The organism is Pseudomonas pichavaramensis (assembly GCF_050473265.1).
Taxonomy (GTDB): Bacteria; Pseudomonadota; Gammaproteobacteria; order Pseudomonadales; family Pseudomonadaceae; genus Aquipseudomonas.
In genome coordinates this window covers 33,394-45,101 of sequence record NZ_JBJKFJ010000014.1, presented here as the reverse complement: position 1 = coordinate 45,101, position 11,708 = coordinate 33,394, and the positions used below count along the sequence as shown (strand labels likewise).

Here is an 11,708-nt window from a genome sequence, read left to right as displayed (position 1 = left end):
TTATGTCAATGAGAGGAAATCCCGCAGCTCGCCTCAAAAACTCATGCGGTAATGCACGGTATAGGCTTCGGCGCCATCGTTCGGCTTCTTGATCCCGGCGTTGGAATAGTGGATCGCGCGCAGGCCGATTTCCTGATCGGCAAAGCGCAAACCCACACCGATGCGATCTTCGAACTGGAAGGAAGAACCCAGCTCGTTGCTTTCCAACTCAGTGCTGGAGAAAGCCGCAACACCGATGCCAGCCTCGATGTACGGGCGTACGGTCTGGCCAGCGAACTCATAAACGAATACCGGTGCGAAGGACAGGCTGTGATTGCTCGCCGTATCGTCGCCGTCCCAATAGGTGTACCCCAGATCCCAGTAGCCGGTCAGACGACCAACGCTGCTCTGCAGCCAGCTCTTTTCCCAGTCCCACTGTGCACCGAGACGGTACACCATCGTGGAATCCCCACTCTGCCCAATGGCTGCCGTGACATCTGCAGCCTGTGCGGCATTTACCGTTGCGCAAGCAAGGGTCGTAACAGCAGCAAGGGCGCACAACTTCTTCATGAGTCATTCCTTTTTGCGAATTTTTATCAGGCTCGTTGAACAATATAGAAGCACTCAATACAACGGAAAGCCTACAAGCAAAAAAATTCACATTAAAGACAGAACTTCGGCTTTTTCACCCAGCAAAATCGGCAATACTCGGAAAAGTTGCGCAGAGTCGCCGCTACTCCAGTAACGGCTCGGCTTGGCTGGCTGAGCGGCCAACAGGTCATGCTGCACCAATAGTCGCTGTAACTGACGCGCCACTGCAGCGCCGGTGTCGATCAGTGTCACCGTGGGCGGCACCAGCGTACTCAGTAGCGGGCGCAGAAAGGGATAATGGGTGCAGCCGAGAATCAGCGTATCGCAGCCTTCACTCAACAATGGTGCAACGTAGCCCTGCAACAACTCGCGGGTAGCTGGCGCCTCGAGCTCTCCCTCCTCGATACACTCCACCAAACCCGGACAGGGCTGAGTCACCACCCGCACATCACTGGCAAAGCGATCCAGCAGCGCCGCGAAGCGAGCACTCTTGAGCGTGCCGGTGGTCGCCAGCACACCCACCACGCCACTGCGGGTGGCCGCTGCGGCTGGCTTCACTGCCGGCTCCATGCCGACGATGGGCAACTGTGGATAACGCTCGCGCAACTCAGCAGCGGCGGCAGCCGTGGCGGTATTACAGGCCAGCACCAGCGCCTTGGCGCCGTGCGCCAGCAGGTGCTCGGTAATAAGCACGCAGCGTTCGCGAATGTACTCGGGGCTTTTCTCACCGTAGGGCACGTGACCGCTATCGGCGACATACAGCAGTGATTCGTTCGGCAGCAGCTGACGAATCTCACGCAATACCGACAGGCCACCGACGCCGGAGTCGAAAACGCCAACCGGCGCGTTACTGGGCATCGCCGCAAACGCCACAGGCGGGGTCACGCTTGACCCGCAACTCGCGAAAACGCGTACCCAGCGCATCGATAAGCAGCAGGCGTCCCACCAGCGGCTCACCGAAACCAGCCAGCAGCTTCAGCGCCTCCAGCGCCTGCAGGCTGCCCACCAGCCCTACCAGCGGGCCGACCACGCCAGCCTCGCTGCAGGTCAGCTCGGCCTCGCTGCCGTGGCCGTACAGGCAGTGGTAACAGGGGCTGGCCGCATTGCGTGGGTCGAACACCGAAAGCTGGCCTTCCAGGCGGATCGCCGCACCGGATACCAGCGGCTTGCCGGTTTTGACGCATGCAACGTTGACCGACTCGCGGGTGGTGAAATTGTCCGAGCAGTCCAGCACCAGGTCGACGGCGCTCACGGCGCTGGCCAGCGAGTCGGCATCCAGCGCCTGGCGATGCGGTACCAGATTGATCTGCGGGTTGATCGCCGCCAGGCGCGCCATGGCCGAATCCACCTTGGCCTGGCCGATACTCGCAGTGTCATGGGCGATCTGCCGCTGCAGGTTGGTCAGATCCACCGTGTCGAAGTCAGCCAGGTGCAACTCACCGACGCCGGCAGCAGCCAGGTACAGGGCCACGGGCGAGCCCAGCCCGCCCATGCCGACGATCAGCACGCGGCTTTGCTTGAGGCGCAGCTGCCCCTCTACGTCGATCTGTTTCAGCAGAATCTGCCGGCTGTAGCGCAGCAGTTCTTCATCGCTCAGCATCTGATCACTCACGGTCGAAACGTCCCAAACTGATGCGTTCATGCCCTGCCAGGTCGCGCTGGCTAACGACTTCGGCGAAGCCACCGTCGCGGAGCAAACCGCGCACCGCTTCGGCCTGATCGAAACCATGCTCCAGCAGCAACCAACCGCCGGCCAGCAGGTGCTGCGGCGCGGCCTGGATGATCGCACGAATATCGTCCAGCCCATCGTACCCCGCCACCAGTGCGCTGCTCGGCTCGAAGCGTACATCGCCCTCGGCCAAATGCTGGTCATCGCTGCGGATATACGGCGGGTTGCTCAGGATCAGCCCGTAGCGCTGCCCCGCCAACGCGGAGAACCAGTGGCTGTGCAGGAAGACGACATTGCCCAACTGCAGGCGCTGGCGATTACGCTCGGCCAGAGCCACCGCCTCCTCGACGCGATCCACGCCGGTCACCTGCCAGCCCGGCCGCTCGCTGGCCAAGGCCAGCGCGATGGCGCCCGTGCCGGTACCCAGATCGAGCACAGCCAGAGGTGTCGCCGGCAGCAGATCGAGGGCACTCTCTACCAACAGTTCGGTGTCTGGGCGCGGAATCAGAGTATGCGGGGCCACTTCCAGGTCCAGACTCCAGAAGCCCTGGTGGCCGAGGATATAGGCCACCGGCTCGCCCTGACGGCGGCGTTGCAGACTCGACTGGTACGAGGCCAATTGCTCGGCCTCCAGCTCGCGCTCCGGCCAGGTCCGCAGATAACTGCGCGGCTTGCCCAGCACATCGGCGAGCAGCAACTCGGCGTCCAGGCGTGGCGTGGGCGAGTCGGGCAGGTCGGCGGAATTGAGCAGGGTTTCGATGGTGACCATGGTGTTCTCGTAGCCCGGATGCAATCCGGGAAATCGGTCCCCGGACTGCATCCGGGCTACGGTTTGTGTGCGCTGCGTAGGGTGCGCCATGCGCACCGCAATACTCAATCGCCCAGCGCTGCCAACTGATCGGCCTGGTATTCGGCCAGCAGCGGCTCGATCACCGCCTCTACGCTGCCGGCAATCACTTCGTTCAGCGAGTACAGGGTCAGGTTGATGCGGTGATCGGTGACCCGGCCCTGCGGGAAGTTGTAGGTACGAATGCGCTCGGAGCGGTCGCCAGAGCCGACCAGCAGTTTGCGCGTGTCGGACATTTCCTTGTGCGCAGCGGCTTCCTGCTGATCCTGCAACTTGGCCGCCAGCCAGGCCATGGCCTTGGCGCGGTTCTTGTGCTGCGAGCGTTCTTCCTGGCACTCCACCACCGTGCCGGTGGGGATGTGGGTGATGCGAATCGCCGAGTCGGTGGTGTTGACGTGCTGCCCACCGGCACCGGAGCTGCGGTAGGTGTCGACGCGCAGATCGGCCGGGTTGATCTCGATGGCCGCCTGCTCGTCAGGTTCCGGCAGCACCGCCACGGTGCAGGCGGAAGTATGGATACGACCCTGGGATTCGGTTTCCGGCACGCGCTGCACGCGATGTGCACCGGACTCGAACTTGAGTTTGGCGTAAACGTTCTCGCCTTCGACGCGGGCGATCACTTCCTTGAAGCCGCCGTGCTCGCCCTCGTTGGCCGACAGCACCTCGACACGCCAGCCCTGACGCTCGGCGTAACGCGAATACATGCGGAACAGGTCGCCGGAGAAGATCGCCGCCTCGTCGCCGCCGGTGCCGGCGCGGATTTCCAGGTAAACGTTGCGCCCGTCGTTGGGGTCCTTGGGCAGCAGCATGCGTTGCAGCTTGTCTTCTAGGGTGGCCAGCGTTTCCTTGGCCTCGGCCACTTCCTCCTCGGCCATTTCGCGCACGTCCGGGTCGCTGTCCTTGAGCAGCGCCTGTGCGCCTTCGAGGTCCGCCTGAACCCTGCGCAGGTCGCGGAAGGTGGCGATTACCGGCTCGATCTCGGCATATTCCTTGGAGTAAGCGCGAAACTGGCTCTGCTTGGCGATCACTTCGGCGTCGCCGAGCAGCGCCGTGAGTTCCTCGAAGCGGTCGCTGAGGTTGTCCAGCTTGTTCAACAGTGAAGCTTTCATTGCAGACCTTTGTCCTGCGGCGCGCTCTCGTCGAGGGCGAACAATTCCTGGGCCAGGCTGAGCGCATCGATGCGCCCCTCGGCGGTAAGTTTCTTCATGCGCACGCTGGGTGCATGCAGCAGTTTGTTGGTCAGCCCGCGCGCCAGCTGGGCCAGCACATCTTCGGCATTGGCGCCGTTGACCAGTTGCCGCTGAGCCTTGGCCAGTTCTTCATCGCGCAGGCGCTCGGCCTGCTGCCGGTAGGCCCGGAGTACATCCACCGCGGCCAGCTCACGCAGGCGCTGCATGAAATCATCGGTGCCGGCCGCAACCAGTTCTTCGGCAGCCTGCGCCGCGCCCTGGCGGCTCTTGAGATTCTCTTCGATGACCTCGTGCAGATCGTCGACGGTATAGAGGTAGACGTCTTCCAGCTCGCCCACCTGCGGCTCGATATCGCGCGGAACGGCGATGTCGACCATGAAGATCGGCTTGTGCTTGCGCTTTTTCAGCGCACTTTCCACCGCGCCCTTGCCGAGAATCGGCAGCTGGCTGGCCGTGGAGCTGATGACGATATCGCTGTGCGCCAGCTCGTCGGGAATGTCCGACAGCAGCACGGCATGAGCGCCGAACTGCTCGGCCAGTTGGCTGGCACGCTCCAGCGTACGGTTGGCAACGACGATGCGCTTGATGCCCTGATCATGCAGGTGACGCGCCACCAGGCTGATGGTTTCGCCGGCGCCGATCAGCAGTGCCTGACTACGATGCAGGTCAGCGAAGATCTGCTTGGCCAGGCTGACTGCGGCAAAGGCAACGGACACCGGGTTCTCGCCGATGGCAGTGTCGGTGCGCACGGTCTTGGCGGTGCTGAACGTGGCCTGGAACAGGCGGCCAAGCAACGGTCCGACGGTGCCCGCCTCACGCGCAACGGCGTAGGCGGACTTGAGCTGGCCGAGAATCTGCGGCTCGCCGAGCACCATCGAATCCAGCCCGCAGGCCACACGCATCATGTGGCGCACGGCGTCGTCCTCGCTGTGCACGTAGGCACAGGCGCGCAGCTCATCGAGGCTCAGCCGGTGATAATCGGCCAGCCATTGCAGCACCTCGTCGCTGCTCAGCTGATCCTGCTCCAGATACAACTCGCTGCGATTGCAGGTAGAGAGAATCGCTGCCTCGCGACTGGGCGTCAGCCGGCACAGCTGCTGCAGCGCCTCGACCAGTTGCTCCGGGGTAAAGGCAACGCGCTCGCGCACCTCTACCGAGGCGGTCTTGTGGTTGATACCGAGGGCTATGAAGGCCATGCAGAGTCGCTGAGGGGCAATACGGGAGCCGGCAATTGTCCTACTTCGCCCTCGAGAGAACAACTCCCGCGACCTATTGTCCCAATAGACAGTTCGCCGCATCGTCCTGGCCAGTGGGCTTGCTCCCAGGCTTGTGTCATGATGCCGCGAACGTCGCAGGGCTCGAGCCGCACGGCCGGCGCCCCGGAATAACGCACGACAAGGCACTATGAACAGACCCCTCGCGTTAGTCACTGCAATTGCCCTTCTCAGCGGCTGCCAAACCTTCGCCCCCAGCGAGCCCGATGGCACGCCACCGGTGCAGGAAGCCGACCAGACCACCCAGCTGAAGCCAGACGAGTACGGCTCGTTCAGCCAGGAAACCCTGTTCGCCCTGCTTACCGCCGAACTGGCGGGGCAGCGCAATCGCTTCGACATCGCCCTGGGCAACTACGTGCAGCAAGCCAACGCCACCGGCGACCCCGGCGTCGCCGAGCGCGCTTTCCGCATCGCCGAATACCTCGGCGCCGAGCAGGCCGCACTGGACAGCGCACTGATCTGGGCGAGAAATGCCCCGGACAACATCGACGCGCAACGCGCTGCGGCCGTGCAACTGGCCCGTGCCGGGCGCTACGACGAATCCATGACCTACATGGAGCAGGTGCTGCAGCGCCAGGGCGACACCCACTTCGACTTCCTCGCGCTCTCTGCCGCGGAAACCGATCCGGACACCCGCGCCGGCCTGCTGCAAGGCTTCGACCACCTGCTGAGCAAGAACCCGGACAACAGTCAGTTGCTGTTCGGCAAGGCCATCCTCCTGCAGCAGGACGGCCGCAGCGAAGAAGCCCTGGAGCTGCTCGAAGATCGCTCCAACAACGGCAAGGAAGTCTCCCCGCTACTTCTGCAGGCGCGCCTGCTGCAAAGCCTGGGTCGTGGCGAGGAAGCGCTGCCGCTGCTGCAAAAAGGCATTCGCGAAAACCCGGACGACAAGCGCCTGCGCCTGACCTACGCGCGCCTGCTGGTCGAACAGGACCGCCTCGACGACGCCAAGGGCGAGTTCTCCAAGCTGGTGCAGGAAAACCCCAACGACGACGACCTGCGTTTCTCCCTGGCCCTGGTGTGCCTTGAGGCCGAAGCCTGGGAAGAAGCCATCGTCTACCTGGAAGAGCTGGTCGAGCGGCGCAGCCATGTCGACGCGGCACACTACAACCTGGGCCGTGCCTACGAAGAGCTGAACGACAACGACAGCGCCCTGCAGGAATACGGCATGGTCGGCCCAAGCAACGACTACCTGCCGGCGCAACAGCGCCAGGCCGAGTTGCTGTTCGCCCAACAGCGCAACGACGAAGCCAGCGCGCGCCTGACCCAGGCGCGCGACGCGCAGCCCGACTATGCCATCCAGCTGTACCTGATCGAGGCCGAGGGGCTGAGCAATCAGGGCCAGATCGACTCGGCCTGGCAGGTGATCAACCAGGGGCTCGAGCAGTTCCCTGATGACCTCAACCTGCTCTATACCCGCGCCATGCTGGCGGAGAAACGTGACGACCTGGCGCAACTGGAGCACGACCTGCGCTACATCCTCGAGCGCGAGCCGGATCACGCCATGGCCCTCAATGCCCTCGGCTACACCCTGGCCGACCGCACCACGCGCTACCAGGAAGCCCACGACCTGATCGAGAAGGCTCACCAGCTCAACCCGGACGACCCGGCGATTCTCGACAGCCTCGGCTGGGTCAGCTATCGCCTGGGCAACCTGGAGGAAGCCGAGCGCTTCCTGCGTCAGGCCCTGGAGAAGTTTCCCGATCACGAAGTCGCCGCGCACCTCGGCGAAGTGCTCTGGGCTCAGGGTAAACAGCGCGAAGCACGCAGCGTGTGGCGCGAAGCGCTGGCCGAGACGCCTGACAGCTCCATCCTGCGCGAGACGATTTCGCGCCTGACCGGTTCCGAGACCCTGTAATGCTTCGCCATCTACTCGTTTTCAGCCTGATCGCCCTGCTCGCCGGTTGCGCCGGCCTTACCTCGCACGAAGCGCTGGAAGGCCAGGGCGACCCGGCGCAGTGGAAAGCCCATAAGCAGCAGATCAGCCAGCTCGACGGCTGGCAGATAAACGGCAAAATCGGCATCCGCGCGCCCAGCGACTCAGGCAGCGCCACGCTGTTCTGGCTGCAACGTCAGGACTACTACGACATTCGTCTTTCCGGCCCGCTCGGTGGCGGCGCCGCCCGGCTGACCGGCCGCCCAGGCGACATCCTGCTGGAAGTGTCCAACCGTGGCCGCTACCGCGCCGAATCGCCAGAAGCCCTGCTGCGCGAGCAACTGCGCCTGGACCTGCCGGTCTCCAACCTGCTCTGGTGGATTCGTGGCCTGCCCGCACCGGAAAGCCGCAGCCGCATCACCCTCGACGGTGAAAGCCACCTGGCGCGCCTGGAGCAGGACGGCTGGAAAGTGGAATACCTGCGCTACACCGAACAAAACGGCTATGCCCTGCCGGAACGCCTGAAGCTTTACGGCCAGGATCTGGAGGTCACCCTGGTGATCAAGGACTGGCAGCCGCGTCAGTTGGGGCAGTAAGCCCGCACCCCAACCTTGTGGGAGAGGCCTCAGCCGCGACAGCGTCGGCGATGGCTCAGCGTTTCGGCTGAGCATTTCGCGGCTAAAGCCGCTCCTACAGGGGCTGCGGTCTTTGTAGGAGCGGCTTTAGCCGCGATGCGCCTGCCGAGGCATTTCCCGCATACAATCGCCCCCTATTCTCGCGACGACGCCCCTGCTCCGACCATGACCGCCATCCCCGCCCACGCCGAACTCACCCTGCCCGCCCCCGCCAAGCTCAATCTGATGCTGCATATCCTCGGCAAACGCGCCGACGGCTATCACGAGCTGCAGACACTGTTCCAGTTTCTCGACCACGGCGACGAGCTCGGCTTCGCCCTGCGCCAGGATGGCCAGATTCATCTGCACACGCCCATCGACGGCGTGCCGCATGACAGCAACCTGATCGTGCGTGCGGCCAGGCGCCTGCAGGACGTCAGCGGCACATCACTGGGCGCCGACATCTGGCTGGACAAACGCCTGCCCATGGGCGGCGGCATTGGCGGCGGCAGCTCCGATGCCGCTACCACGCTTGTCGGCCTCGACCATCTGTGGGGCACCCGACTGGGTGAGGATCGCCTGGCCGAAATCGGCCTGGCTCTGGGCGCCGACGTGCCAGTATTCGTACGCGGCCGCGCCGCCTTCGCCGAGGGTGTTGGCGAGCGCCTGACGCCCGTGGAGCTGGACGAACTCTGGTTCCTCGTCGCAGTGCCGCAAGTCTTTGTAAGCACTGCAGAAGTTTTCGGCTCGCCCGAGTTGACACGGGATACGCCGCCCATTAAAGTTCGCAGCCTTCTTGCGGGGGGTGGTCGAAACGACTGCCAGCCGGTTGTAGAGAAGCGTTATCCAGAAGTTCGTAACGCTTTGATCTTGTTGAACAAATTCGTTTCAGCTAGATTGACCGGCACTGGAGCTTGTGTATTTGGGAGCTTCCCAAATCGGGACGATGCTGATAAAGTCGCCCGCCAACTTCCAGGCACTCTGCCGAGCTTTGTCGCTCAAGGTCGCAACATTTCGATGCTGCACCGCAGGCTCCAAGCATTGGCCAAGAAGTGAATGCTCAGCATTCGGTTATACGATACAGGGGCGTCGCCAAGCGGTAAGGCACCAGGTTTTGATCCTGGCATGCGTTGGTTCGAATCCAGCCGCCCCTGCCATAACCTTCTCAGGAAGGTATCGATACCGAAGTAAACAGCATTCGACACTGAATATAGGGGCGTCGCCAAGCGGTAAGGCACCAGGTTTTGATCCTGGCATGCGTTGGTTCGAATCCAGCCGCCCCTGCCATTTTCCATACCCATCCAGGTATACCCTCAGCCGGCAGGTACTGCGCGTGTCCAAGATGATGGTCTTCACGGGGAACGCAAACCCCGATCTGGCGCGACGGATCGTTCGTCAGCTGCACATTCCCCTCGGCGATGCTTCGGTCGGACGTTTCTCCGACGGCGAAGTCATGATCGAAATCAACGAGAACGTCCGCGGCAAGGACGTATTCCTGATTCAGCCGACCTGTGCACCCACCAACGACAACCTGATGGAACTGGTCGTGATGGCAGATGCCTTCCGTCGTTCCTCGGCTACCCGCATCACCGCGGTCATCCCCTACTTTGGTTACGCCCGTCAGGATCGCCGTCCGCGTTCTGCTCGTGTGGCGATCAGCGCCAAGGTCGTGGCTGACATGCTCACCGTGGTCGGTATCGACCGCGTGCTGACCGTGGACCTGCACGCCGACCAGATTCAGGGCTTCTTCGACATCCCCGTCGACAACATCTACGGCTCGCCCGTACTGGTCGACGACATCGAAGATCAGCGTTTCGACAACCTGATGATCGTTTCCCCGGACATCGGCGGCGTCGTCCGCGCTCGGGCCGTGGCCAAGAGCCTGGGCGTCGATCTGGCCATCATCGACAAGCGTCGTGAGAAGGCCAACCAGTCCGAAGTGATGCACATCATCGGCGACGTCGAAGGTCGCACCTGCATCCTCGTCGACGACATGGTCGACACCGCCGGCACCCTGTGCCATGCGGCCAAGGCCCTGAAAGATCGCGGCGCTGCCAAGGTTTACGCCTACTGCACCCACCCGGTGCTGTCCGGCCGTGCGATCGAGAACATCGAGAATTCCTCGCTGGACGAGCTGGTGGTGACCAACACCATCCCGCTGTCCGCTGCAGCGCAGTCCTGCTCGCGTATTCGCCAGCTCGACATCGCCCCGGTCGTCGCCGAAGCGGTCCGCCGCATCAGCAACGAAGAATCGATCAGCGCGATGTTCCGTTAAGGAACCCGCTGACGTTAAGCGCCCCGCCTCGTGCGGGGCTTTTTGCCCTACCGCCCAAGGCTGGTCGCAAGCCTGCAGGCGGTTTGGTTATTTTGGAGAAGTGAAATGACTGTTGAATTTGCCCTGAATGCCGAAGTGCGTTCCGACCTGGGGAAAGGTGCGAGCCGCCGCCTGCGTCGTAACGTGTCCATGGTGCCTGCCGTGATCTACGGCGGCGAGAAAGCCCCGGCCTCGATCAGCCTGCTGGCCAAAGACCTGGCCAAGCTGCTGGAAAACGAAGCTGCCTTCAGCCACGTTCTGACCCTGGACGTTGCCGGCACCAAAGAAAGCGTTCTGATCAAAGCCCTGCAGCGCCACCCGGCCAAAGGCTTCGTTCTGCACGCTGACTTCGTTCGCGTCGTTGCCGGCCAGAAGCTGAGCGCCCACGTACCGCTGCACTTCATCAACGAAGCCAGCGCTGTTGGCGTCAAGAAAGGCGGCGGCGAAATCCTGCACTCGCTGAACGAAGTCGAAGTTTCCTGCCTGCCGAAAGACCTGCCGGAATTCATCGAAGTCGACATGGCTCAGGTTGCTGTTGACCAGACCGTTCACCTGTCCGACATCAAACTGCCGAAAGGCGTTGAGCTGGTTGCTCTGGCCCACGGCAGTGACCTGCCGGTTGCCAGCATCCACCTGCCGCGCGTTCGTGAAGAAGCTGCCGGCGAAGGCGCTGCCGAGTAATCGTCAGCTGGCCCGGCATGCGATCACGCCGGGCCAAATTCTCGAAAGGGCTCCTGTATGACTGCCGTACAACTGATCGTTGGCCTGGGTAACCCCGGCCCCGAATACGACCAGACCCGGCACAATGCGGGGGCCCTTTTCGTTGAGCGCGTCGCTGAGAGCCAACGCGCCAATCTCAGCGTTGATCGCAAGTATTTCGGCCTGGTGGGCAAGTTCAACCACCAGGGACGCGAAGTTCGTCTGCTCATCCCCACCACCTACATGAACCGCAGCGGCCAGTCCGTGGCGGCATTGGCCAATTTCTTCAAGATCAAACCCGAAGAGATCCTGGTGGCACACGACGAACTCGACATGCCCCCCGGCGTCGCCAAGCTCAAACAGGGCGGCGGCCACGGCGGGCACAACGGGCTGCGCGACATCATCGCCCAGCTCGGCAATCAAAATAACTTCCATCGCCTGCGGCTCGGCATCGGCCACCCGGGACACGCCAGCCTGGTCTCCGGCTACGTGCTCGGACGCGCCCCACGCAGCGAACAGGAACTGCTCGACAAGAGCATCGACTTCGCCTTGGACGTCCTGCCGGAAATACTCGCCGGCGACTGGACCGTGGCCATGCGCAAACTGCATAGCCAGAAGGCCAGCAAGTAACTCCAACCTTTTACCGAGGGTCACC

12 protein-coding genes and 2 tRNA genes are annotated in these 11,708 nt (G+C 63.0%); 8 read left to right on the top strand and 6 right to left on the bottom strand.

Going from position 1 to position 11,708, the window contains the following annotated elements:
• Positions 1-33: 33 nt before the first annotated feature.
• The 6 genes from ACJRW5_RS20530 to hemA all read right to left on the bottom strand — a co-directional run bounded on the left by ACJRW5_RS20530 (position 34) and on the right by hemA (position 5,472).
• Positions 34-549, bottom strand: coding sequence for an acyloxyacyl hydrolase (locus ACJRW5_RS20530; RefSeq protein ID WP_484572336.1), 516 nt, complete (start codon positions 547-549; stop codon positions 34-36).
• A gap of 87 nt (positions 550-636) precedes the next feature.
• The gene (gene murI / locus ACJRW5_RS20525; protein WP_484572335.1) at positions 637-1,428 is read right to left on the bottom strand and encodes a glutamate racemase; all 792 of its coding nucleotides are present in this window, start codon (positions 1,426-1,428) and stop codon (positions 637-639) included.
• Positions 1,418-2,170, bottom strand: coding sequence for a molybdopterin-synthase adenylyltransferase MoeB (locus ACJRW5_RS20520; protein WP_484572428.1), 753 nt, complete (start codon positions 2,168-2,170; stop codon positions 1,418-1,420). The genes murI and ACJRW5_RS20520 overlap by 11 nt, the downstream gene beginning before the upstream one ends.
• A 4-nt stretch (positions 2,171-2,174) precedes the next feature.
• Positions 2,175-3,008, bottom strand: a complete 834-nt coding sequence (gene prmC / locus ACJRW5_RS20515) for a peptide chain release factor N(5)-glutamine methyltransferase (RefSeq protein WP_484572334.1) — start codon at positions 3,006-3,008, stop codon at positions 2,175-2,177.
• 104 nt (positions 3,009-3,112) lie between these two features.
• Positions 3,113-4,195, bottom strand: a complete 1,083-nt coding sequence (prfA, locus tag ACJRW5_RS20510) for a peptide chain release factor 1 (protein ID WP_484572333.1) — start codon at positions 4,193-4,195, stop codon at positions 3,113-3,115.
• Positions 4,192-5,472 (bottom strand): glutamyl-tRNA reductase, encoded by a 1,281-nt coding sequence (gene hemA / locus ACJRW5_RS20505; RefSeq protein ID WP_484572332.1) that lies wholly within the window; start codon positions 5,470-5,472, stop codon positions 4,192-4,194. Before hemA ends, prfA begins: the two co-directional genes overlap by 4 nt.
• 208 nt (positions 5,473-5,680) lie before the next feature.
• Between hemA and ACJRW5_RS20500 the strand changes: the two genes are divergently transcribed.
• The 8 genes from ACJRW5_RS20500 to pth all read left to right on the top strand — a co-directional run bounded on the left by ACJRW5_RS20500 (position 5,681) and on the right by pth (position 11,683).
• Positions 5,681-7,408: a tetratricopeptide repeat protein gene (locus tag ACJRW5_RS20500; protein ID WP_484572331.1), complete on the top strand. Its 1,728-nt coding sequence runs from the start codon at positions 5,681-5,683 to the stop codon at positions 7,406-7,408.
• Positions 7,408-8,022: a lipoprotein insertase outer membrane protein LolB gene (gene lolB / locus ACJRW5_RS20495; protein ID WP_484572330.1), complete on the top strand. Its 615-nt coding sequence runs from the start codon at positions 7,408-7,410 to the stop codon at positions 8,020-8,022. Before ACJRW5_RS20500 ends, lolB begins: the two co-directional genes overlap by 1 nt.
• Before the next feature lie 204 nt (positions 8,023-8,226).
• Complete coding sequence (gene ispE / locus ACJRW5_RS20490; RefSeq protein WP_484572329.1) at positions 8,227-9,096, top strand: 4-(cytidine 5'-diphospho)-2-C-methyl-D-erythritol kinase; 870 nt, start codon at positions 8,227-8,229, stop codon at positions 9,094-9,096.
• Between the two features lie 26 nt (positions 9,097-9,122).
• A tRNA-Gln gene (locus ACJRW5_RS20485) sits at positions 9,123-9,197 on the top strand.
• A 55-nt stretch (positions 9,198-9,252) separates the two neighbouring features.
• Positions 9,253-9,327 (top strand) — tRNA-Gln (locus tag ACJRW5_RS20480).
• Positions 9,328-9,373: 46 nt separating this feature from the next.
• Positions 9,374-10,315 carry a ribose-phosphate pyrophosphokinase gene (locus ACJRW5_RS20475; protein WP_037046880.1) on the top strand — a complete coding sequence of 314 codons (942 nt, stop codon included), beginning with the start codon at positions 9,374-9,376 and terminating at the stop codon, positions 10,313-10,315.
• A gap of 105 nt (positions 10,316-10,420) precedes the next feature.
• Positions 10,421-11,035: a 50S ribosomal protein L25/general stress protein Ctc gene (locus tag ACJRW5_RS20470; RefSeq protein ID WP_484572328.1), complete on the top strand. Its 615-nt coding sequence runs from the start codon at positions 10,421-10,423 to the stop codon at positions 11,033-11,035.
• A 57-nt stretch (positions 11,036-11,092) separates the two neighbouring features.
• Positions 11,093-11,683: an aminoacyl-tRNA hydrolase gene (pth, locus tag ACJRW5_RS20465; RefSeq protein ID WP_484572327.1), complete on the top strand. Its 591-nt coding sequence runs from the start codon at positions 11,093-11,095 to the stop codon at positions 11,681-11,683.
• Positions 11,684-11,708: the final 25 nt, after the last annotated feature.

Bases quoted from the DNA above. Each gene is read 5' to 3' on its own strand.
- pth (WP_484572327.1), top strand. From the start codon at position 11,093: ATGACTGCCGTACAACTGATCGTTGGCCTGGGTAACCCCGGCCCCGAA.
- prmC (WP_484572334.1), bottom strand. From the start codon at position 3,008: ATGGTCACCATCGAAACCCTGCTCAATTCCGCCGACCTGCCCGACTCG.
- hemA (WP_484572332.1), bottom strand. From the start codon at position 5,472: ATGGCCTTCATAGCCCTCGGTATCAACCACAAGACCGCCTCGGTAGAG.
- ACJRW5_RS20520 (WP_484572428.1), bottom strand. From the start codon at position 2,170: ATGCTGAGCGATGAAGAACTGCTGCGCTACAGCCGGCAGATTCTGCTG.
- prfA (WP_484572333.1), bottom strand. From the start codon at position 4,195: ATGAAAGCTTCACTGTTGAACAAGCTGGACAACCTCAGCGACCGCTTC.
- lolB (WP_484572330.1), top strand. From the start codon at position 7,408: ATGCTTCGCCATCTACTCGTTTTCAGCCTGATCGCCCTGCTCGCCGGT.
- ACJRW5_RS20470 (WP_484572328.1), top strand. From the start codon at position 10,421: ATGACTGTTGAATTTGCCCTGAATGCCGAAGTGCGTTCCGACCTGGGG.
- ACJRW5_RS20530 (WP_484572336.1), bottom strand. From the start codon at position 549: ATGAAGAAGTTGTGCGCCCTTGCTGCTGTTACGACCCTTGCTTGCGCA.
- murI (WP_484572335.1), bottom strand. From the start codon at position 1,428: ATGCCCAGTAACGCGCCGGTTGGCGTTTTCGACTCCGGCGTCGGTGGC.
- ACJRW5_RS20500 (WP_484572331.1), top strand. From the start codon at position 5,681: ATGAACAGACCCCTCGCGTTAGTCACTGCAATTGCCCTTCTCAGCGGC.
- ispE (WP_484572329.1), top strand. From the start codon at position 8,227: ATGACCGCCATCCCCGCCCACGCCGAACTCACCCTGCCCGCCCCCGCC.